The 21,498-nt window shown below is 64.0% G+C and carries 21 protein-coding genes; 13 read left to right on the top strand and 8 right to left on the bottom strand.

The window, feature by feature from the left end; all coding sequences use genetic code 11:
- Complete coding sequence (waaA, locus tag KI797_RS20180; protein ID WP_226170794.1) at positions 1–1,266, top strand: lipid IV(A) 3-deoxy-D-manno-octulosonic acid transferase; 1,266 nt, start codon at positions 1–3, stop codon at positions 1,264–1,266.
- 119 nt (positions 1,267–1,385) lie between these two features.
- Positions 1,386–2,267 (top strand): DMT family transporter, encoded by an 882-nt coding sequence (locus KI797_RS20175; RefSeq protein WP_161507743.1) that lies wholly within the window; start codon positions 1,386–1,388, stop codon positions 2,265–2,267.
- 255 nt (positions 2,268–2,522) lie between these two features.
- Here the strand turns inward: KI797_RS20175 and KI797_RS20170 are convergent, their stop codons facing one another.
- The gene (locus KI797_RS20170) at positions 2,523–3,386 is read right to left on the bottom strand and encodes a YicC/YloC family endoribonuclease (RefSeq protein ID WP_042042773.1); all 864 of its coding nucleotides are present in this window, start codon (positions 3,384–3,386) and stop codon (positions 2,523–2,525) included.
- A gap of 146 nt (positions 3,387–3,532) precedes the next feature.
- On the opposite strand from KI797_RS20170, the gene rph reads away from it, so the two are divergent.
- The 9 genes from rph to KI797_RS20125 all read left to right on the top strand — a co-directional run bounded on the left by rph (position 3,533) and on the right by KI797_RS20125 (position 13,184).
- Complete coding sequence (rph, locus tag KI797_RS20165) at positions 3,533–4,249, top strand: ribonuclease PH (RefSeq protein WP_226170792.1); 717 nt, start codon at positions 3,533–3,535, stop codon at positions 4,247–4,249.
- Between the two features lie 83 nt (positions 4,250–4,332).
- Entirely contained in the window at positions 4,333–4,986 is a 654-nt protein-coding gene (gene pyrE / locus KI797_RS20160) for an orotate phosphoribosyltransferase (protein WP_226170789.1), read from the top strand.
- Between the two features lie 155 nt (positions 4,987–5,141).
- Positions 5,142–7,571: a heavy metal translocating P-type ATPase gene (locus KI797_RS20155; protein ID WP_226170787.1), complete on the top strand. Its 2,430-nt coding sequence runs from the start codon at positions 5,142–5,144 to the stop codon at positions 7,569–7,571.
- Positions 7,568–7,957: a Cu(I)-responsive transcriptional regulator gene (gene cueR / locus KI797_RS20150; protein ID WP_005323722.1), complete on the top strand. Its 390-nt coding sequence runs from the start codon at positions 7,568–7,570 to the stop codon at positions 7,955–7,957. Before KI797_RS20155 ends, cueR begins: the two co-directional genes overlap by 4 nt.
- 171 nt (positions 7,958–8,128) lie before the next feature.
- Complete coding sequence (locus KI797_RS20145) at positions 8,129–9,283, top strand: GGDEF domain-containing protein (RefSeq protein ID WP_226170785.1); 1,155 nt, start codon at positions 8,129–8,131, stop codon at positions 9,281–9,283.
- 31 nt (positions 9,284–9,314) lie between these two features.
- A complete protein-coding gene (locus KI797_RS20140) occupies positions 9,315–9,578 on the top strand; it encodes a YihD family protein (protein WP_025328759.1) in 264 nt (87 codons plus the stop codon).
- Positions 9,579–9,775: 197 nt separating this feature from the next.
- Positions 9,776–11,227: a cytochrome c oxidase accessory protein CcoG gene (gene ccoG / locus KI797_RS20135; RefSeq protein WP_043128763.1), complete on the top strand. Its 1,452-nt coding sequence runs from the start codon at positions 9,776–9,778 to the stop codon at positions 11,225–11,227.
- Positions 11,228–11,354: 127 nt separating this feature from the next.
- Positions 11,355–12,344, top strand: coding sequence for a serine/threonine protein kinase (locus KI797_RS20130; protein WP_005323697.1), 990 nt, complete (start codon positions 11,355–11,357; stop codon positions 12,342–12,344).
- 231 nt (positions 12,345–12,575) lie between these two features.
- Positions 12,576–13,184 carry a thiol:disulfide interchange protein DsbA/DsbL gene (locus tag KI797_RS20125; RefSeq protein ID WP_226170783.1) on the top strand — a complete coding sequence of 203 codons (609 nt, stop codon included), beginning with the start codon at positions 12,576–12,578 and terminating at the stop codon, positions 13,182–13,184.
- Positions 13,185–13,303: 119 nt separating this feature from the next.
- Here the strand turns inward: KI797_RS20125 and phnE are convergent, their stop codons facing one another.
- The 5 genes from phnE to KI797_RS20100 all read right to left on the bottom strand — a co-directional run bounded on the left by phnE (position 13,304) and on the right by KI797_RS20100 (position 18,382).
- Complete coding sequence (gene phnE / locus KI797_RS20120) at positions 13,304–14,839, bottom strand: phosphonate ABC transporter, permease protein PhnE (RefSeq protein ID WP_226173185.1); 1,536 nt, start codon at positions 14,837–14,839, stop codon at positions 13,304–13,306.
- Complete coding sequence (locus tag KI797_RS20115) at positions 14,839–15,600, bottom strand: phosphonate ABC transporter ATP-binding protein (RefSeq protein ID WP_226170782.1); 762 nt, start codon at positions 15,598–15,600, stop codon at positions 14,839–14,841. The genes phnE and KI797_RS20115 overlap by 1 nt, the downstream gene beginning before the upstream one ends.
- The gene (locus KI797_RS20110) at positions 15,597–16,442 is read right to left on the bottom strand and encodes a putative selenate ABC transporter substrate-binding protein (protein WP_226170781.1); all 846 of its coding nucleotides are present in this window, start codon (positions 16,440–16,442) and stop codon (positions 15,597–15,599) included. Before KI797_RS20110 ends, KI797_RS20115 begins: the two co-directional genes overlap by 4 nt.
- A 124-nt stretch (positions 16,443–16,566) precedes the next feature.
- Positions 16,567–17,745 (bottom strand): nicotinate phosphoribosyltransferase, encoded by a 1,179-nt coding sequence (pncB, locus tag KI797_RS20105; protein WP_171269391.1) that lies wholly within the window; start codon positions 17,743–17,745, stop codon positions 16,567–16,569.
- Between the two features lies 1 nt (position 17,746).
- Positions 17,747–18,382, bottom strand: coding sequence for a nicotinamidase (locus KI797_RS20100; RefSeq protein ID WP_226170780.1), 636 nt, complete (start codon positions 18,380–18,382; stop codon positions 17,747–17,749).
- Between the two features lie 74 nt (positions 18,383–18,456).
- Here KI797_RS20100 and KI797_RS20095 point away from each other — a divergent pair, with 74 nt between their 5' ends.
- Both KI797_RS20095 and KI797_RS20090 read left to right on the top strand, forming a co-directional pair.
- Positions 18,457–19,107, top strand: a complete 651-nt coding sequence (locus KI797_RS20095) for an NUDIX hydrolase (protein WP_226170779.1) — start codon at positions 18,457–18,459, stop codon at positions 19,105–19,107.
- Entirely contained in the window at positions 19,104–19,589 is a 486-nt protein-coding gene (locus KI797_RS20090) for a DUF523 domain-containing protein (RefSeq protein WP_226170778.1), read from the top strand. The genes KI797_RS20095 and KI797_RS20090 overlap by 4 nt, the downstream gene beginning before the upstream one ends.
- Here the strand turns inward: KI797_RS20090 and KI797_RS20085 are convergent.
- A complete protein-coding gene (locus KI797_RS20085; protein WP_226170777.1) occupies positions 19,532–20,479 on the bottom strand; it encodes an acyltransferase in 948 nt (315 codons plus the stop codon). The two genes, KI797_RS20090 and KI797_RS20085, sit on opposite strands and share 58 nt — an antisense overlap.
- Before the next feature lie 9 nt (positions 20,480–20,488).
- Positions 20,489–21,388 (bottom strand): acyltransferase, encoded by a 900-nt coding sequence (locus KI797_RS20080; protein ID WP_226170776.1) that lies wholly within the window; start codon positions 21,386–21,388, stop codon positions 20,489–20,491.
- Positions 21,389–21,498: the final 110 nt, after the last annotated feature.

The following is a 21,498-nucleotide window of genomic DNA, read 5'->3' as shown; positions in this document are numbered from 1 at the left end:
ATGATCTATCGGCTGCTCTACAACCTGCTGATCCACCTGGGCCTGCCGCTGGCGCTGCTGGCGCTCTACAAACCCAAAAAAGGCAAGCCCGGCTTCGGCAAGCGCTGGGCCGAGCACCTGGGGCGGGCACCTGCCACAGGGCAGGAGGCGCCGCTCTGGATCCATGCGGTGAGCGTGGGGGAGACGCTGGCCATCAGCCCCTTCATCCGCGCCCTCAAGGCGGAGCAGCCCTCCTTGCCCATACTGCTCACCACCACTACCCGCACCGGCGCCGAGCAGGCGGCCAAGCTCGGGGATCTGGTGGTACACCGCTATGCGCCCCTCGACTACCCCTGGGCCGTCTCGGCATTTCTGGCCACCTTCAAGCCCCGCGCCCTCTGGGTGATGGAAACAGAGCTGTGGCCGAACTGGCTGGCGGCCTGCGAGGCGCGCCACCTGCCGGTGACCATCCTCAATGCCCGGCTCTCCGAGCGATCCTGCCAGCGCTATGCCCGCTTCCAGGGCGCCTTCGATGCCCTCAGCCGTCCGCTGACCCACCTGCTGTGCCAGCACCAGGACGACGCGGATCGCTTCCATCGTCTCGGCATAGGCCGCGAGCGGCTGGCAGTGACCGGCTCCATCAAGTTCGACATCCAGTTTGGCGACGAGGTACAGGCCAGGGGCCGCGCCCTGCGCCAGCAGCTTGGACAGGAGCGGCCGGTCTGGATCGCCGCCAGCACCCATCAGGGAGAGGACGAACAGGTGCTGGCCGCCTTCGATCGGGTGCTCAGGGCGCATCCGTCTGCCTTGCTTATCCTGGTGCCGCGCCACCCCGAGCGCTTTGCCCGGGTGGCCGAGCTGTGCGCCCCCTACGGCTGCGTGCTGCGCACGGCGGGCAGTGCGGTCGGCGAGAGCGACAAAATCTACCTGGGCGACACCATGGGCGAGTTGCCGCTGATGCTGGCGGCCGCCGATCTGGCCTTCGTCGGCGGCAGCCTGGTGAAGATTGGTGGCCACAACCTGCTGGAGCCGGCGGCGCTCGGCAAACCCTGTCTGACCGGCCCCGCCTACTTCAATTTCAGCGACATCACCCGCCAGCTGGTGGCTCAGGGGGGAGCCGCCGTGGTGGCGGATGCCGATGCCCTGGGCGACAAGGTGAATACACTGCTCGGCGATGCGGGCGCCCGCCGCCAGATGGGGGAGCAGGCCCGTGCCGTGGTGCTGCGCAACCAGGGGGCGCTGGCCCGCACCCTGTCACACTGCCTCGCCGCATTGGAAAACGACTAGGGCGGGCGGCCTGGGGGCCACCCTGCCTCTCTCCTGTCGTTCCGTGGGTAAATCGTCGCAGGCAATCCGGCCCGCTTTCCTTTATGCTCTGCCCTTTGTCTTGACTCTGTGATACCCCGATGAACCGCGCCCCCCTGCTGTTGATGATGCTGGTCACCCTGCTGGCCGCCGCTGGCTGGCTCTTCTCGAAAGAGGCGATCCGCGAACTGCCCACCGCCGCCTTTATCGGTAGCCGCTTCCTGCTGGCCGCCCTGCTGCTGTTGCCACTGGCATGGCTGCGCGAGCCGCCCCCCAGTCGTTCACAACTGCTGCGCGCCGCCGGCTGTGGCACCCTGCTCGGGGCCAGCCTGCTGTTCTGGGTTACCGCCATCAGTCAGAGCGATGCGCTCGGCAGCGGTGCCTTCATCATGAGCGTGGCCACCCTGATGGCACCGCTCGCCGCCTGGGCGGCGTTCAAGGCCAGACCCGGCCGCCACTACTGGCTGACTCTGCCGCTTGCCGTCGCCGGCCTGCTGCTGCTCTCGAGCAGCACCCACTGGGGCGTCTCTTTGTCGCTGTTCTGGTTTCTGGCGGCGGCCGCCACCCTGGGCGTCCAGCTTGCGGTGCACCGCCATTTCGCCCAGTCCATTCCCCCCACCTGGCTTACCTGCATCCAGTTGGCGGTGACCGGCCTGCTCGGCACTCTGCTCTCCCTGCTGACCGAGCAGTGGCCCGCCAGCATCAGCTCTGGCGTCTGGGGCTGGTTTGCCGCCAGCGTCCTGATCGCCACCACCCTGCGTTACTGGCTGCTCACCCACGCCCTGAGCCGGATGACCACGGCCCATGCCGCCCTGCTGATGCTGCTGGAACCCGTCTGGACCCTGATCCTGAGCACCTTCTTCTATGACGAGCCGCTGGGCGCCGCCAAGCTGACTGGCGTCGGCCTGGTGCTGGGGGCACTGGTGCTCTACCAGCTCCCACTGCTGCTGCGCAGTCGCAAATTCAAATCGTCCAACGAATAAAGAGCTGCACCCCGGCAAGAACGGGTGGTTATCAGCCATAAAAACGGGCCTGCACTTGCAGGCCCGTTCTTTTTGGCAGGGAACCGTCCCATGGTCGCGCCTCCATCAGGTCATGGGCATCCATGACTTCGACGACAGAGTGGTGGTGGCTCAGGTTGCGGGGGATTGAGCGACGAGGTCATGCCGTTGAGCGTCCTGGGGATATGACATAAAAAAGCCCCCGCATTGCGAGGGCTGGTGCATCGGCGAGAGGGATCACTCGATGTTTTGAATTTGCTCGCGCATCTGTTCGATGAGGACCTTCAGTTCGACGGCGGACTGGGTCACTTCGGCGTTGATCGACTTTGAACCCAGCGTGTTCGACTCGCGGTTGAACTCTTGCATCATGAAGTCGAGGCGACGGCCGCAGGCGCCACCCTTCTTCATGATCTTGATGGTTTCGCTGATGTGCATCTCCAGGCGATCCAGCTCTTCGGCCACGTCGATCTTCTGGGCCAGCAGCACTATCTCCTGCTCGATGCGGGCGGGATCCAGCTCCACCTTGGCCTCGGCCAGGCGGTCGGTGAGCTTCTGGCGCTGCCACTCGATGATCTGCGGCAGGTGCACCCGCACCTTCTTCACTTCCACCTGGATGCCATCCAGACGCTGCTCGATCAGCGCCTTGAGGTTGGCTCCTTCGCTGGCGCGGGAGGCGAGGAAGTCTTCCATGGTCAGATCGAAACCGCCGAGCAGTTCGGTGGCGACCGCGTCCATGTCCTGCTCGGCGGCGGCCATGACCCCCGGCCAGCGCAGCACGTCCACCGGGTTGAGCTGGCCCTGGCCCGCCTCTTTCATTACCCAGTTGGCGCTGTCGATGATGAGTTTGGCCAGCTCTTCATTGATATGGAGCTGGCTGGCGGCGGCTTGCGCTGCCTCGAACCTCAGGTTGCACTCCACCTTGCCGCGCTGCAGCTTGGCACGGAAACGCTCACGCAGGACCGGCTCCAGGCTGCGCAGCTGCTCCGGCAGGCGGATGTAGGTTTCCAGATAGCGCTGGTTGACCGAACGAATTTCCCAAACGGCTGTGCCCCAGTCGCCCTTGAATTCCTTGCGGGCGTAGGCGGTCATGCTGTGAATCATTGATTGTTCCGGGCTTGATGAAGTGTGCGGCCAGTATACTCAGCCAGGCTTGCCCCGTCAGCCGATGCCGTGGTTTTAGCGGCTGATATTTGAGTCACGATGGCTTATACTCCTGCGCCAATTCAGCCAGCCCAGAGGTCAGTCCCATGTCCCGTCCCAGCGATCGCAGTGCCGCGCAAGTGCGCCCGGTTACCATCACCCGCAACTTCACCAAGCATGCGGAAGGATCTGTGCTGGTGGAGTTCGGCCACACCCGCGTGCTGTGCACCGCCAGCGTCGACACCAGCGTGCCGCGCTTCCTGAAAGGCAAGGGGCAGGGCTGGGTCACCGCCGAGTACGGCATGCTGCCGCGCTCCACCCATTCGCGCATGAACCGCGAGGCGGCCGCCGGCAAGCAGAGCGGCCGTACCCTGGAGATCTCCCGCCTGATCGCCCGCTCCCTGCGCGCCGCCGTGGATCTGACCGCCCTCGGTGAGCACTCCATCACGGTGGACTGTGACGTGCTGCAGGCCGACGGCGGCACCCGCACCGCCGCGATCACGGGAGCCTGTGTGGCCCTGGTGGACGCCCTGAACTGGATGGTCGAGAAGGGCATGCTCAAGCAGAGCCCGCTCAAGCAGATGATCGCGGCGGTCTCCGTCGGCATGTATCAGGGCGAAGCCATCTGCGATCTGGAGTATCTGGAAGATTCCGCCGCCGAGACCGATATGAACGTGGTGATGACCGAAGACGGCCGCATCATAGAGGTGCAGGGCACCGCCGAGGCCGAGCCCTTCACCCACGAGGAGCTGCTGGCGATGCTGGCGCTCGCCAAGGGAGGCATCGACGACATCATCGCGCTGCAGAAGCAGGCGCTCTCTTGAATTTCTGATTTGAAAAACGCGGCATTGACCGCGTTTTTTTATACCCCCACACCAGTCAACGACAAGCCAAGCAAGGAGCCAGAATGAAAGCCTACCAGCGTCAATTTATCGAGTTCGCCCTGGAGAAACAGGTTCTCAAATTCGGTGAGTTCACCCTGAAATCCGGCCGCAAGAGCCCCTACTTCTTCAACGCCGGCCTGTTCAACAGCGGCCGCGATCTGGCCCGCCTCGGCCGCTTCTATGCCGCCGCCCTGATAGATGCCGGCATCGAATTCGACGTGCTGTTTGGCCCGGCCTACAAGGGGATCCCCATCGCCTCCGCCACCGCGGTGCAACTGGTGGAGCAGCACGACGTGGACGTGCCTTGGTGCTTCAACCGCAAGGAGGCCAAGGATCACGGCGAAGGCGGCAATCTGGTGGGCAGCCCGCTCAAGGGACGCATCATGCTGGTGGACGACGTCATCACCGCCGGGACCGCCATCCGCGAATCCATGGATCTGATCCAGGCCAACGGCGCCTCCCTGGCCGGAGTGCTGATCGCCCTGGATCGTCAGGAGAAGGGCAAGGGAGAGCTCTCCGCCATTCAGGAAGTGGAGCGTGACTACGGCGCCCACATCATCGCCATCATCCAGATGAGCGACCTCATCGCCTATCTGGAAGAGAAGCAGGCAGAGCAGCCCGCGCTGGCCGAGCAACTGGCGGCCATGAAGGCTTATCGCGCCCAGTACGGCATCTGACGACCTCGCCTCCCATCAAGGCGTCGCCCCTGGCTCGGGGCGGCGCCATTTTTTTTGAAAAAGTGAGTGTGGTGGCTTGAGCTTACCCTTACAGTAAAGGTTAGGGTTTAGTCATCGGCAGCCAGTTTGGCCGATGAGTTCCGAGGAGGAACAACATGACTACCCAGACTCAAGATCCCATCCATCTGCAGTTGCCACTCAGCGGCATGAGCTGCGCCAACTGCGCCAGCCGCATCAGCACCGCCCTCAACCAGCTCGACGGGGTGACGGCTACCGTCAACTTCGCGTTGGAGCAGGCGGCCATCGAACTCGGTGACCCGGCTCGTCTGCCCGAGGTCCTCGACAGCATCACGGGGCAGGGCTATGGCTACGGCCATGAGACGATCTCCTTCCAGATCAGCGGCATGACCTGCGCGGGTTGTTCGGCGCGTCTCAACAAGATGCTGACTGCGCTGCCCGGCGTGCTCTCGGCCGAGGTAAATTTTTCCCTCGAGCAGGCCCGTATCGAGCTGGTGCCGGGGATGCAGACTCCGGCCTCGTTGCGTGAGCATATAGCCGCGCTTGGCTTCGGTGCCCAGCTGGCGCAGGGCTCTGCCAGTGCTCGCCGCCAACAGTTGCAGGCGCGTGAGGAACAGGAAGCTGCCGCCGCCCGTCATGCGCTGAATCAAGTCGTCATCTCGGCCCTGCTGACCCTGCCGCTGCTGGTGGGTATGGTCGCCATGGCCGGCCTGCTGCCCTGGCATCTGCCCGCCTGGCTGGAGCTGGTGCTCGCCACCCCGGTGCAGTTCTGGATCGGTGCCCGCTTCTATCGCGGGGCCTGGCTCGCCCTCAAGAACCGCGCCGCCAATATGGATGTGCTGGTGGCGACCGGCACCAGCGCCGCCTACTTCTACAGCCTCTATCTGCTGCTTAACCTGGGGATGGCCGCCAGCGGCAAGCTCTATTTCGAGGCGAGCGCCATCATCATCACGCTCATCTCGCTGGGGAAACTGCTGGAGGCCCGCGCCCGGCGCAGTACCCAGTCCGCCATTCGCGAGCTGATGGCGCTGCGGCCGGACACCGCCACCGTCTGGCGCGGCGAGGCCTGGCAGAGCGTTGCCATCGACGAGGTGCTGCGTGGCGACAGGCTGCGGGTTCTGGTGGGGGAGCGGGTGCCGGTGGATGGCAAGATCCTGAGCGGTGAGAGCGAGCTTGATGAATCCATTCTCACCGGTGAGAGCCTGCCGGTGCCGCGTGCGCAGGGGGATGCCGTGCTGGGTGGTGCCATCAACCGCTCCGGTGTGCTGGAGATCGAGGCCACCACGGTTGGGGAGGACTCCAGCCTCAGCAAGATCATCGCCCTGGTGGAGCGTGCCCAGATGGGCAAGGCGCCGCTGCAACAATTGGTGGACAGGGTCTCCGCCATCTTCGTGCCCGTGGTCATGGCCATAGCCCTGTTCACCCTGCTGGCCTGGTATGCCTACAGCAACGACTTCGGTCAGGCGCTGCTGGCCGCCGTCGCCGTGCTGGTGATCGCCTGTCCCTGTGCCCTGGGGCTGGCGACCCCGGCTGCCATCGTCACCGGCACCGGGGTGGCGGCCCGCCACGGCATCCTGATCAAGGACGTGGATACCCTGCAGAAGGCCCACGCCATCAAGGCGCTGATTTTTGACAAGACAGGCACGCTCACTCAGGGCAAGCCCGTGCTGGCCGGCTGGAGCGGCACCGATGAACAACTGCGCCTCGCCGCCGCCCTGCAGCAGGCGAGCGAGCATCCGCTGGCGCTGGCGATGCGCGAAGCGGTCGGCAAAGAGGTTGCGCTGCCCCAGCCCGAGGCCGTGGAGGTGCGGGTCGGTGCGGGCATCCTCGGCAAGGTGGCGGGCCACTCGGTGGCCATCGGCAATCCCGCCCTGCTGGCTCAGCTCGGCATTGAGCCGCCACAACAGGATGAACAAGCCGCCGACGGCGCGACCCGAGTCTGGGTTGCCATCGACGGCGTGGCGGTTGGCATCGCCGCCCTGGCCGATTCCTTGAGACCCGAGAGCCCCGACGCCATCGCCACCCTACGTCAGCGCGGTATCGCCAGCTGGCTGGTGAGCGGCGACGCCCCGGCACCTGTGGCCCATATCGCCGCCAAACTGGGGCTGGATGGTGCCTTCGACTCCGTGTTGCCCGCCGGCAAGGTGGAAAAAGTGGAGGCGCTGCGGGCGCAAACCAGCGGGCTGGTGGCCATGGTGGGAGACGGGGTGAACGACGCCCCGGCGCTGGCGGCGGCAGACGTGGGCATCGCCATGGGTTCCGGTTCGGACGTGGCCATGGAGACCGCCTCCATCACTCTCATGCGATCTGACCCGCGGCTGGTGGCCGATGCCATCGACATCTCGGCGGCGACCTGGCGCACCATACAACAGAACCTGTTCTGGGCCTTCGTGTTCAACATCATCGGCATTCCGCTGGCGGCGCTGGGCTATCTCAGCCCCGAGCTGGCGGGGGCGGCCATGGCCCTGAGCAGCATCACGGTATTGAGCAATTCCCTGTTACTGAAACGCTGGCAGCCCAGGGCGGGCAGCCAGCGCCAATCTGAATCGAAGAGGAGTCATCCATGAACATCAGCAAGGTTGCCAAGGCCACTGGGTTGTCCGCCAAGACCATCCGCTACTACGAGAGTATCGGTCTCATCTCGGCCCCGGTGCGCAGTGATAATGGCTATCGCAGCTACACAGACGGTGCCCTGCGGGAGCTGCGCTTCGTCAAGCGGGCGCGGGAGACCGGCTTCAACCTGGAGGAGTGTCAGGAGTTGCTGGCGCTCTATCGGGACGAGCACAGGACCAGCGCCCAGGTGAAGAAGCTGGCCCAGGAGAAGATCGTCGATCTGCGGGCCCGCATTGCCGGTCTGCAGGCCATGCTCAGCTCCCTGGAGGAGGTGGTGGGATGTTGCCATGGGGACGCGAATCCGCAATGTCCCATTCTTGACGAGCTCGAGAAGGGCTGAGTGAGCACTGGGTTGTTACTCGGCGAGCGCGAGCAGGCCGGGGCAGCCCGGGATCCTGCCAGTGCTGCACGGCGAGTCGGGGGCTGAGTGGCTGCTTAATAGCGGGCGATTGATTGTTGAGCAGGAAAAGGGAGTGTTAAACTGTGCGGCTCTTGTACAGGGAGTACTCATTTGACCCAGAGTGTGAAACACCAGGTACGGCGTGCCATCATGGCCCAGCTCTATACCCATGCCTCCTTCAGTCTGCCTTGTCTGGCGCTGCTGGTGATCAGCTGGAGCCTGCTGTTCCACGACTACCTACCCGCCGGGGAAGCGCTCGGCTGGCTGGGCCTGGTCTTTCTGCTGTTGCTGGGGCGCGGATGGCACCTTCGCTGGCGTCAGCCCCGGCTGGCGGAGCTCCCGCTGCCAGTGCTGGAACGAGAGCTGTTTATCGGGGTGACCATCACCTCCATCATCTGGGCGCTCGGCGTGCTGCTCTACATGGACAGGCTGCCCGACACCTACCGCGCCGCCATGATGATGCTCACCAGCCTGATCCTCACCGGCAGCGCGATCATGCTGTTCGGCAGTCGCCGCACCCTCTACGGGGCTGTGCTGCCCCTCGGCTTTGCCATGTTGTTCGAACTCGGTGGCGGCAACGAGCAGGAGCGGATCGTCTCCTGCATGCTGGCGGGTTACCTGTTCGTGTTCCTGCCGACCCTGCTGCGCCGGTTACGACGGGATCAGGTGGCTTCCCTCTATCACAGTTTTTCCAATGCCGAGCTGGTGGCAGAGCTCAAGGTGGTCTCCGAGCATCTCAAGCTCACCTCCCGCCTGGACGGCCTGACTGGCATCGCAAACCGGGCTCACCTCGACGACACCCTGGCGCGTGCCTGGCGCCGCTGCCATCGAGCCAGGGCGCCCCTCTCCCTGGTGCTGGTGGATGTGGACTACTTCAAGCAGTTCAACGATCACTATGGCCATCAACTGGGGGACCAGTGCTTGCAGCAGGTGGCGAGCCTGCTAGCCGAGGTGCTGCGGCGGGAGGACGATCTGGCCGCCCGTTACGGCGGGGAGGAGTTCGCCCTGTTGCTGCCCTGCACCACCTTGCAGGGGGCCATGCAGATCGCCGAACAGGTGCGCACGGCCCTGCGCACCCTGGGTATTCCCCACCACAAGTCCCGGGTCTCGGGGCGGGTCAGTTGCAGCTTTGGGGTGGCGACCCTGGTGCCGGATCAGCACCACTCCATCGCCGAGCTCATCCAAAAAGCGGATGCGGCCCTCTATCAGGCCAAGCATAATGGCCGGGATCGTATCGAAGTAGCCTTGATGGGTAAGGTTGCCTGAGTTTCACATGACAGATTTAAAGAGGTCGTCTATGCAATGTCATCGTATCGAAGAGCTGCTGGAGCTGCTGCAGCCCGCCTGGATCAAGGAACAGGATCTCAGCCTGGTGCAATTCATCGCCAAACTGGCGGCGGAGGCCGGTTATGAGGGCGCCCTGTCCGAGCTGACCGACGACATGCTGATCTACCACCTCAAGATGCGCGAATCCGACAAGCAGGCGATGATCCCGGGCCTGGCCAAGGACCATGTTCCTGACTTCAAGGAAGCCCTGCTCAAGGCCCGCGGCATCAAGTAACCCGACCGCCGGGTTGCTGGAAGAGGAAGGTTTCAAGAGAATCTCTAGAAAGGCGCATAGTCAACTGGCTATGGGCCTTTTTTGTTGCCTGAAATTGCGACGGCACTCGAACTATAGATACATTTAACCCACACAATTAGCAGGCTGTTTAAGATATAATCGGCTTCATAACAATATGAGTGGAGCGATGTGTTGCAATGGCCGACCAGGACAAGATCGATATCAAGGATGTGACCGACAAGAACGTCACCGGGACCTTCAATCCCCACACGTTCAAGGCGGGCGATGACAGGTTCAATCCCGGCAACCGCATCTACGTCAGGTCCCAGACCGGCTACTGGCAGCGGGTGCGCAAGGCCATGGGCTGGTTTTTCGTCGCCCTCTTCGTCACTTTGCCCCTGCTGCGCTACGACGGCCGCCAGGCGGTACTGTTCGATCTGGAGCATCAGCAGTTCCACATCTTCGGCGCCACCATCTGGCCGCAGGACCTGACCCTGCTGGCCTGGGTCTTCATGATCGCCGCCTTCGCCCTCTTCTTCGTCACCACCTTCCTCGGCCGGGTCTGGTGTGGCTATCTCTGCCCACAGACGGTATGGACCTTCATGTTCATCTGGTTCGAGGAGAAGCTGGAAGGCGCCGCCAACAAGCGCCGCAAGCTGGATGCCGCCCCTTGGAGTGGCGAGAAGCTGGCCCGCAAGGGCGCCAAGCACCTGGCCTGGATCCTGCTGTCGCTGGGCACCGGCCTCACCTTCGTCGCCTACTTCCAGGACGTGTTCCAACTGGTGCCTGACTTCTTCACCCTGCAGGCGAGCGGCTGGGTCATCTTCTGGGTGATCTTCTTCGCTGCCTGTACCTACGGCAACGCCGGCTGGATGCGCGCCATCATGTGCATCCACATGTGCCCCTATGCCCGCTTCCAGTCCGCCATGTTTGACAAGGACACCTACATCGTCGGCTACGACACCAAGCGCGGCGAGACCCGCGGTGCCCGTGGCCGCAAGGCCGACCCCAAGGCGCTGGGGCTGGGGGACTGCATCGACTGCGACCTCTGCGTGCAGGTCTGCCCGACCGGCATCGATATCCGCGATGGCCTGCAGTACGAGTGCATCAACTGCGGCGCCTGCGTCGATGCCTGCGACCAGACCATGGATCGGATGGGCTATCCGAAGGGGCTGATCAGCTACACCACTGAGCACAAGCTGGCCCACAACCAGACCCATGTGGCCAGGCCCAAGCTGCTCGGCTATGGCCTGGTGATGGTCATCATGCTGGTGGTCTTCGTCTACAACGCCATGTCGATCATGCCCATGGGGCTCGATATCCTGCGGGATCGCAACCAGCTGTTCCGGGAGAACAGCGAGGGGCTCATCGAGAACACCTATACCCTCAAGATCCTCAACAAGACCCTGCAGTCCCAGACCTATCAGCTGGATGTGGAGGGGTTGCCGGAACACCAGTGGTTCGGTCCACGGGAAGTGACTCTCAAACCAGGGGAAATTTTCACCCTGCCGGTGAGCCTGGCGGTGGATCCCTTCAACCTGAAGCGGCCGACCCTGGATGTCCAGTTCGTGCTCAAGCGGGAAGGGGCCGCGCCGGACGACAGCAAGGGGATCCTGCGTCAGCCGAGCAAATTTATCAGCCGGTTGTGACCACCAGGGCAACCTGCACTGAAACAACCCAGCAAATATATCAGCAGGTTGTGAGGGTTTACGGGAGGGCGGGTCGTCCATCCCGGGCAGGATCGGATAGAATGGGGCGCAACAGCGCCCCTTTCTCATGGTGGATGACATGCGTTTCAACTATTCCGACCTCAATCCCGACCTCATCATGGATGCGATCGATCTCAGCGGCCTGCGCATCGATTCCGGCCTCATCGAGCTCAACAGCTATGAAAACCGGGTCTACCAGTTTCAGGATGAGGATCGCCGCCGCTACGTGGTGAAGTTCTATCGTCCCGGTCGCTGGAGCCGGGCCCAGATCCTCGAGGAGCATGAGTTTGCCGCCCGTCTCAATGAGACGGAGATCCCGGTGGCCGCCCCCATCGCGTTTGCTGGCGAGACCCTGCTGGAGCATCAGGGTTACCCCTTCGCCATCTGGCAGAGCGTCGGTGGCCGTCAGTTCGAGGTGGACAACCTGGATCAGCTGGAGTGGGTGGGACGCTACCTTGGTCGCATTCACCGGGTCGGGGCCAGTCACTCCTTCCACCATCGCATCCAGCTGGATGTGGAGAGCATGCTGCACGAGCCGCGTCAGCTGTTGGCGGCCGGTGAATGGGTGCCGAGCGGCCTGGCCAAGTCCTTCTTCGGGGTGCTCGACGAGCTGATCCGGCACGTGAGCGACGCCATGACCCTGGATGTGGCCCGCATCTCCCTGCATGGCGACTGTCACCCGGGCAACATCCTGTGGCGTGACGGCCCCCTGTTCGTCGATCTCGACGACTGCCGCACCGGCCCCGCCATTCAGGATCTCTGGATGATGCTGAGCGGTGAGCGCCACGAGCAGCAGATCCAGCTCGACACCCTGCTGGCGGGCTACGAAGAGTTCATGGAGTTCGACCCTCGGGAGCTGGCGCTGATAGAGCCGCTGCGAGCCATGCGCATCGTCCACTACATGGCCTGGCTGGCAAGGCGCTGGGAAGACCCCGCCTTCCCCCGTCACTTCCCCTGGTTCAATACGGATCACTACTGGCGCCAGCAGATCGCGACCCTGCACGACCAGCTGGCGGCGCTCAAGGCCCCGCCCCTGACGCTGATGCCGAACTGGTGAGCAGATAGCCGGTTCGCGATGCCCAGAGTGTGACCGGCGGGCCGCGCGCCAGGCACTGCCGCTGATGCCGAGCGGGTGAGCCGGGCAAGGCCCGGCAACCGAACCCGGGATGTCACGACGAGGGGCTCGCCCACCCGCCTTTGCCATTGACGGCAGGAGGGGGACGCAATAGGCTTGGACTGCTTCGGTTCGCCGGGCGTGCCTCACAGTGATCCCTTAACAGGAAACGTCATGAAAAAAGTACTATTTTTCCTCGCTGCCATGCTGATGATCCCCATGGTTCACGCCGCCCCGGAATTCAAGGAAGGCGTCAACTATGACGTGGTCACCCAGACCGGTAGCGCCCAACCTGAAGTACTGGAGTTCTTCTCCTACTTCTGCCCGCACTGCGCCAAGTTCGAGCCGATTGCCGAGGAGCTTAAGAAGAGCCTGCCGGAAGGCGTGGCGATGAAGAAGAACCCGGTGGCTTTCCTGGGTCGCGAGATGGGCCCCGAGATGCAGCGTGCCTATGCGGTTGCCAATCTGCTGAATGTGGAAGGCAAGCTGACTCCGGTCATCTTCGACAAGATCCACACCCAGCGTCAGGTGCCGCAGAACCGTGCCGACGTGAAGCAGATCTTCGTGGACAACGGCGTGCCGGCCGAGGAGTTTGACGGTGCCGTCGACAGCTTCGCCGTCTCCGGCATGGTCTCCCAGTTCGACCGCAACACCGAGAGCTACAACGTGCGTGGTGTGCCGGCCTTCCTGGTCAATGGCAAGTACATGGTGAAGATTGAATCCATCACTTCCCAGGAGCAGTTCAACCAGCTGGTGAAATTCCTGCTGGCCAAGAAAGATTGATTGTTGCCTGACCGCATGAAGAAAGCCCGCCGGTGCGAACCGGCGGGCTTTTTGTTTTTGTGGCCGCCAGAAACGGCCGCCTCGTCGGGCAGGGCGGACGGAGTCGGATCAAACCTGATTCAGATCTGGCAGTCTCGCTGGGAAGGCGCGGGGCGCGGCAACCGGGTGCGGCGGCTGATGGCTTCCGCCAGCCAGACCAGCAGCAAGATGGCCAGGATCAGGGTGGCCGCCTGATCGTAACGGAACAGACTCAGGGATACATAGAGCTGCTGTCCCAGTCCGCCTGCGCCCACCACCCCGAGGATGGTGGCGGCGCGCAGGTTCATCTCGCCGCGATAGAGGCTGTAAGCCAGCCACTGCCGTGACACCAGCGGGAACAGACCGTACCAGAAGCTGGCCGTAGGGCCGGCACCGCTCAATTGCAGGGCGAGGCGGGGGGTCTGATCCGCGTTCTCAAGCGTCTCCACGAACAGCCGGGCCAGCACCCCAGTGGTATGCAGAGTGAGCGCCAGTATGCCCGCCACCGGCCCCAGCCCGACCGCGATCACCAGCAGGCTGGCGAAGATGAGCTCGGGCACGGAGCGCAGCAGGTTGAACAGCAACCGCAGCGGCCAGCAGTGGCGGGCGAGGCAGGCCAGCGGCAGTGCCAGCAGGGCGCTCAACAGGGTGCTCAGCAGCGCCATCTGCACCGTATCGAGCAGGCCGGTGCCCACCGTCAGCAGGAAGGGACGTGACCAGTCCGGTTGCAGAAACTCGCCGACAAACTGCCCCAGTCCGCCGAAGGAGAAGCTCAACATGCGCCAGTCGAGCTGATGGAACGCCAGGGTACCAGCCAGCCCCAGGCAGATCAGCAGTTGCAGGCCGGGAGCGCGGCTGTGGCGCAGCCAGGCACTGAGGCCATCTGCCAGCGTGACCAGCAGGATGAAGGCCAGCAGCAGGGTCACCACTTCGCCGCCGGAAAACATGCGCAACGAAAGTTCGAGCTGCTGGCCGAGCCCGCCAGCGCCGACGAAGCCCATGATGACGGAGGCGCGCAGGGCACACTCCCAGCGATAGACGGTGTAGGAGAGCAGCTCCTGACGCACCGCAGGCAGCACGCCGTACCAGAGCGCCTGCAGGCGGCTGCTGCCACCGAGCAGCAGGGCGCGGGCCGGTTGCAGGGCGCCGCTCTCCATGATCTCGTTGTAGACCTTGGCCAGCATGCCGCCGTAGCTGACGGCGATGGCCAGGATGGCGGCGAGCGGCCCGAGCCCGGAGAGGCGCACGAACAGCAGCGCCCAGATGAGCTCGGGCAGGCTGCGCAGCAGGATGGCGATGAACCGGCTGAAGGCGCGCAAGGCGCCGCGCAGCGGGCTGGGGATGGGGCCCAGCTCGGCCAGCGACAGGGCACGGGAGCCGAGCAGGGCGAACGGAATGCCGAGCAGCAGGGCGCCGGCCAGCCCCAGGGTCGCCACGGCCAGACTCTCCAGGGTGGCGGTCAGGGTCAGGGCGAGAAAGCTCTGATCAAGGCGGGGTGGCCAGCTGGTGGCGAGGAAGTTGCCCATCTGCCGCCAGCTCTGGCCGTCGAACAGGCCGAGCCAGCCCTCGGCCTGCTGCCACAGGCTGAAGCCGATCAGCGCCAGCAGCCAGGGCAGGGGATGGCGCCAGCGGCGCATCAGCCGCTGCACGGCAGTGCCTCTTGCTCGCCGGCATAGAGGGCGGCCAGCATGGCCGGGGTGACGGCGGTGGCGGGGCTGTCGAACTGCACCCGCCCTTCGCGCAGGCCTATGATGCGGGGGAAGCGATCGAGGGCCAGTTCGACCGCGTGCAGGCTGGCGATCAGGGTGCTGCCGCGAGTGCGGGCTTGCGCCAGCAGGGCATCCAGGCTGCTTTGGGCGAGCACGGGATCGAGGGCGGAGACGGGTTCATCGGCCAGCATAAGATCCGGCTGCTGATAGAGCACCCGGGCGATGCCGACCCGCTGCGACTGGCCGCCGGAGAGTTCGCCGCAGCGCTGCTGCCACTTGTCGGCGAGGCCGAGGCGGGCCAGTTCGGCCCGTGCACCGTCCGGGTCGCAGGGGCGCAGCAGCGAAAGCAGTGAGCGAGCGAGGGACCACTGGCCGAGTCTGCCGGCCAGCACGGCAGTCACCACCGGCTGGGAGGCGGGCAGTGGAGGCTGTTGCCAGACCATGCCGATCCGGCTGCGCAGCCGCTGGCGGGCCCGGGTGGAGAGGGCCCAGGGATCCTGGCCCCAGAGGGCAAGCCTACCCTCGCCACGCAGCTCGGTGCCGATCAGCCGCAGCAGGCTGGTCTTGCCCGCGCCGCTCGGTCCTATGATGGCGACACACTCCCCCGCCTCGATCTGCAGGCGAAGCGGATGCAGGATGCGACTCTCGCCGAGCCGCAGTCCTGCCCCCTCCAGCGCAACGGCAATCACTTCAGCAGACCGGCCTGGGTCGCGGCCGCTTCGATGCCCTGGTAGTTCTCGGGCCTGGTTTCGATGAAACGGCTGGCCCGCTGCAGCTTGAGGATCTCGGCCTGGGCCGGGACGGCAGGATCCAGGCTGAGGAAGGCCTGCTTGATCTTCTCCTGCAGCACCGGATCCAGGTCGCCGCGCACCGTCCAGTTGTAGTCAAAGTAGGTCGGCGTGGTCCAGATCACCTTGACCTTGGCGGTATCGACCTTGCCCTCTTCCACCAGCTTGTCCCATACCGAGGCGTTGAGCGCACCGGCCGGCACCTTGCCGGAGGCGACCCAGGCGACGGTGGCGTCGTGGGCGCCGGAGAAGGCGACATGGGCGAAGTCACGCTCCGGATTGATGCCCTGCTCGGCCAGGAAGTGGCGCGGCATCAGGTGGCCCGAGGTGGAGGAGGGGGAACCGAAGGCGAAGTCCTTGCCCTTGGTGTCGGCCAGGGTCTTGATGCCGCTGTCGGCGTTGGCGATGAACTTGGAGGTGAACTGGGCGTCCTCCTGGCGCTGCACCAGCGGCACCACCTTGTCGGCACGGCGATGGGCCTGCACATAGGTGAAGCCCCCGAGCCAGGCCATGTCTAGCTTGCCGGCGGCCAGCGCCTCCACCACGGCGGCATAGTCGTTGACCGGCACGAACACCACCTCGCGGCCGGTCTGCTTGGCCAGGTAGTCACCCAGCGGGGCAAACTTGCGCTGCAGCTCGGTGGGGGCTTCGTCCGGAATGGCGGAGACTCGCAATGGCTCGGCGGCGGTGGCGCCCAGGCTGGCCAGCAGGGTGGTGAGGGCAAATATCCATTTCGAAGTCATGGGCAGTTCCTTGTGGTCTGTCGTTCGGGCAAGAGAAAGGCCCGACACGAGTCGGACCTGGCAGGAGGGCCATGGTAGGGGGCCTGTCGTGCTCTGCGCAAGATGGGCCCCTCAAAAAGGCGCGTTACACCCCGACGTGGAACGCCTGCTTGAGGTTGCGGATGAAGTCCGCATCCCGGCACAGGGTCTTGCCCGGGCTGTCTGAGATCTTGGCGACCGGGCCGCCGTTGCACTCCATCAGCTTGAAGACGATGTTCATGGGGCTGACGCCGGGCAGATCGCAGGTGAGCTGGGTGCCGATGCCGAAGCTGGTGTTGATGCGGCCCCGGAAGTGGCGCAGCAGCTGCACCGCCTTGTCGAGATTGAGCCCGTCGGAGAACACCAGCGTCTTGTCTCTTGGGTCGATGCCGAGCCGCTGGTAGTGGCTGATGGCCTTCTCGCCCCACACCACGGGATCGCCGGAGTCGTGGCGCAGCCCCTGATAGCGGCTGGCCAGCTCGAAGTCGAAGTCGCGCAGGAAGGCATCCATGGTGATGCAGTCGGTCAGGGCGATGCCGAGGTGGTTGGTGAATTCATCCAGCCAGCTGGTGAGGGCTGCGCGCTGGCTGTGCTCCAGCGGAAAGCCGAGCTGCTGGTGGGCCTGGAACCATTCGTGGGCCTGGGTGCCCACCGCTGGCAGCCGGTATTTCTGGGCCAGCTGGTAGTTGCTGGTGCCCTTGAATGCTGGCAGGCGCTCCTTGAGACGACCCACCACCGCATCCTGCACCGCGTGGGAGAAGCGGCGGCGGGTGCCGAAGTCGATGAGGTTGAAATCCTGCATCTCCGCCGGGCTCAGCTCCCGCTCCAACTTGTCTAGCTTCTGGTCCAGTCGCGCCAGGGCATGGCTCACCCCGAACTGGGGATAGCGGAAGCGGTTGCGCATCTCGCTGATGATGGCGAGCACCGGGATTTCCCACAGAATCACATCCTGCCAGGGCCCCTCGACTCGCACGTTGATGCGACCATCCCGTTCGAACACCTTGAGCAGGGAGGCATCGAGCGGCTTGCGGCGCAGGTGATCGAGGTAATCGGCGGTGAAGAAGGGGCGTTCGGCCAGGAAGTCGAGCTCTGGCCTGGTTAGCCGCAAGGAGCCGGCGAGGCGCAACTGCTCCTCGATCTGGCCCATCATGGGCAGCAGATCCTCTTCGTTGCGGCTGTGGAACTCGGCCACCACCTCGGCATCCGGGTAGCGATGGAACACCGCCTGCTGCATGTGCAGCTTGTAGGCATCGGTGTCGAGCAGGCTGGTGAGAATCGGGGGCATATCAGGCGTCCAGCAGGCGTTGTACATCGATCAGGCTCTGGGCCAGTTCGGCGCCCGCCTCGATCATCTGGGTGTGGGCGCTGGCCACCGTCTCGGGGGCGATGCCACGACAGGCGTCGAGATGAACGATGACCCGCAGACCGGCTCGGCGCAGTTGCAGCACGCTGGTCTTGACGCAGTAGTCGGTGGCGAGGCCTCCCACCAGCACTGTGCTGACGCCCCGTGCTTGCAGGAATTCGATAAGCCCGGTGCTGCGGCGCTCGGCCAGGTCGTGGAAGCAGGCGCCGTACGGATGCAGATCCGGCTCGACCCCCTTCCAGACGAAGAAGTCATAGTCGATGGGGGCGGGCAGGCCATCGAGCAGTTCGAAGCCTTGGGTGCCGGGCACGCAATGAGCCGGCCAGGTAAGATCGGCGTTGGGCAGATCCAGGGGTTGCAGCATGGCGGCGGGGCTTGTCACGACCCAGGCGGCGTTCGCGGGGTGGGCATCCTTGCTGCCGACTCGCAGGGTGGCGAGGGCGGCCTGCGCGTTGAGGGCCGCCACTATGTCAGCCCCGCCCGCGACGGGCAGTTCGTTCGGGCAGAGAGGGGTAAAGCCCTTCTGCGCATCTATATCCAGGCTGGCGATGGTTCCCATGGGTGGCTCCTGCACATAATATTCTTGTGATATTATCTACCAAACATTATTAGAAGGCGAGCAGGTCGACCAGGATGCCGAGAATGAGTCTGGATATGGTGGTGCTGCGGTTGAACGAGGAGCGGCTTGAACTGCTGCTCGAGACCCGGGATCGCCCCCCCTTTATCCACTGCTGGCAGTTGCCCGCCCTGCGCATCGACGAGACCCGGGACCGGGATCTGGATGCCGCACGCCATCGTCTGCTGGCGGAGTGGGGGCTGGGTCATTGCTACAGCGAACAGGTCTGTACCCTCGGCAATCTGGAGCGGGATCCCCGTGGCTGGTCCACCACCCTGGTCTATCTCTGTCTGGTGGAACCCAGAGCGGAGGCAGTACGAGGTCATTGGCACCCGCTCTCGGCCTTGTCTGGCCTCGACCTCGCCTTCGATCACGACCAACTGATCGCCAGAGGGCTGGAGCGGTTGCGCATCAAGAGCCGCTACAGCACCCTGCCGCTGCAACTGTTGGGGCCCGAATTCACCCTCTCCGAGGTGCAACGGGCCTTCGAGATCGTCCTGCAGACGCCGATGAACACGGCGGCGTTTCGCAAGCGGATCCATCGCGCCGACATCCTGGTGGATACCGGTCGCAAGCGCACCGGCAAGCAGCGTCCCGCCATCCTCTATCGGTTGGAAAACCCCTGCTGCGTGATGTTCGATCAGGTGATGAATGGAGCGGAAGCATGAGTACGAATCCCGTTCGTGTGCTGGTAAGCGCCTGCCTGCTGGGTCAGCCGGTGCGTTACGATGGTCAGAGCAAGGGGATCGTCAGCGACTGGCTGAATGAACTGGGCGCCGAGGGGCGGGTGCTGGCCTTCTGCCCCGAGGTGGCGGGCGGTCTGCCGACCCCGCGTCCACCCGCCGAGCGGCAGGGGGAGAGGGTCGTGACCGAGGGCGGGCTGGATGTGACGGCGGAGTTCGATCGGGGTGCCTTGCTGGCGCTCGAGCTCTGCCAGCGGCAGGGCATCCGCTTCGCCTTGCTGAAAGAGGGAAGCCCCTCCTGCGGCAGTGGTCGCATCTACAATGGCCGCTTCGAGGGGGTTTCCGTGGCGGGGGAGGGCAAGACCACGGCCCTGCTGCGCCGCCACGGCATTGCCGTGTTCAGCGAGGATCAGCTGCCCGAGCTGGCGTCGGTGCTCTCCTTGGCGGTCAACGCCACGGGCGCCTGAGCCTGCTGCCAGCCTTCCAGCACCTCGTCCTTCTCCTGCCAGCGCTGGTTCAGCCACGCCTGGAAGCCGCGCTTGAACTGCTTGTCGTTGAAGTAATCCCCTACCAGCTGCCCGTCCACCGGCAGCTCCTCGATGCGTACCCGGATGCGCTTCATCCGCCCCATCAAAAAGTCCTTGAACGGGGCCTCTGCGTTGTCCGGATAACTGATGGTGACGTTGATCAGACTGTCGAACTGCTCTCCCATGGCCGCCAGGGTGAAGGCCAGCCCCGCCGCCTTGGGTGGCATCAGGTGCTGGTAACGGGAACGGGTCGCCTCTCGTTTTTCCTCGGTGAAGCGGGTCCCCTCAACGAAGTTAATGACGGTGGTGGGGATGTGGCGAAACTTCTCGCAGGCGTGGCGGGTGGTCTCGATATCCTTGCCGCGAAGGTGCGGGTTGCGCAGCAGGAATTCCCGTGAGTAGCGGCGCATAAAGGGCATGTCCAGTCCCCAGCAGGCCAACCCCAGCAGCGGTATGTAGATGAGCTCGTGCTTCATGAAGAACTTGGGCACCGGCAGCCGATCACGGAACAGGTGACCCAGCACCACTATGTCGGTCCAGCTCATGTGGTTGCTGATGATGAGGTACCAGCCATCCTTGCGCAGTCGGGTGTCATCTTCCACCTGCCAGTCGATGCGGGTGGTGAGGCTTATCACCAGGGCGTTGCAAGCCAGCCACAGCCTCATGAAGCCATTGTTGAGCCGGCTGCAGGCGCGGCCAAAGGCCGGGATCGGCAGCAGCAGTTTGACCAGCGACACCAGCAGGATCAGGCTGGCACACAAGGCGGTGAACAAAATGGTCATGCTGGTGCTGATGAACAGCACCAGGGGACCCGGGAGCAGGCTTGGCATGGGTGTCGTTTACTGCGTCTTGTCCGCCAGCAGCTGACCCAGGGTCTGGTCCTTCTCACACCAGATCCCGTTCAGCCACTGTTGAAACTCTTGTTGGAACTCGGGGTCATTGAAGTAATCCCCCACCAGATTGCGTTCGATCGGCAGAAAGCGGACCCGAACCTTGATCTCCTTGACCCGACCGCACATGAAGTCCCAATAGCTGGGGATGCCACCCGGATAGGCGATGGTCACATCCACCAACTTGTGCAGTTGATCCCCCATGGCCGCCAGGGTGAAGGCGATGCCGCCAGCCCTCGGGTGCAGGAGATGGCGATAGGGCGCGCCCTGTTTGTCGTGCTTGTGGGCGGTGAAGCGGGTGCCCTCCACAAAGTTCATCACACTCACTGGAATGTGGCGGAACTTGGCACAGGCCTTCCGTGTGGTTTCTATGTCTTTTCCCTTCAAATAGGGTCGCTTTTCCAGAAGTTTACGGGAATAGCGCCGCATGAAGGGGAAGTCCAGCGCCCACCAGGCCAGACCGAGAAAAGGTACCCAAATCAGTTCTTTCTTGAGGAAAAACTTCAGGAAGGGGATTTTCTGATTAAAAATCCGCTGCAGTACCAGTATGTCGACCCAGGATTGATGGTTGGCAATCACCATATACCACTCATTCCGGCGCCCTTTGTCCACTCCGACCACCTCGAAAGGGGTTCTGATGATGGTTTTCTGGATCAGGTTGTTGAAACCTATCCAGCAGCTGGCGCAGCCGTCCAGCAGGACGTTGCAGAGGGTGCGCCAGCCCTTGAGGGGCAGCAACAGCTTGATGAGACCGAGCAGCAGGATGGGGACAAACCAGAACAGGGTGTTGAAAAAATAGAGCAGGGTCGAGAGGCAGCCGCGCAGCCGCTCTATCAGCTTGTTGTGCATGAATCGGATCCGTTTTCGTGTCTGTGGGTGGTAACCAAGTGGTCAGATCTGTGGCCATAATATCAGCCGATCCGGCGCTAGACCATGGATGCACCGCACTGACGCCGGGC

The sequence above is a fragment of the Aeromonas media genome (genome assembly GCF_020423125.1).
Taxonomy (GTDB): Bacteria; Pseudomonadota; Gammaproteobacteria; order Enterobacterales; family Aeromonadaceae; genus Aeromonas; species Aeromonas media.
Note: the sequence above shows the minus strand (reverse complement) of the source record. Positions and strands in the feature narration are given on the sequence as shown.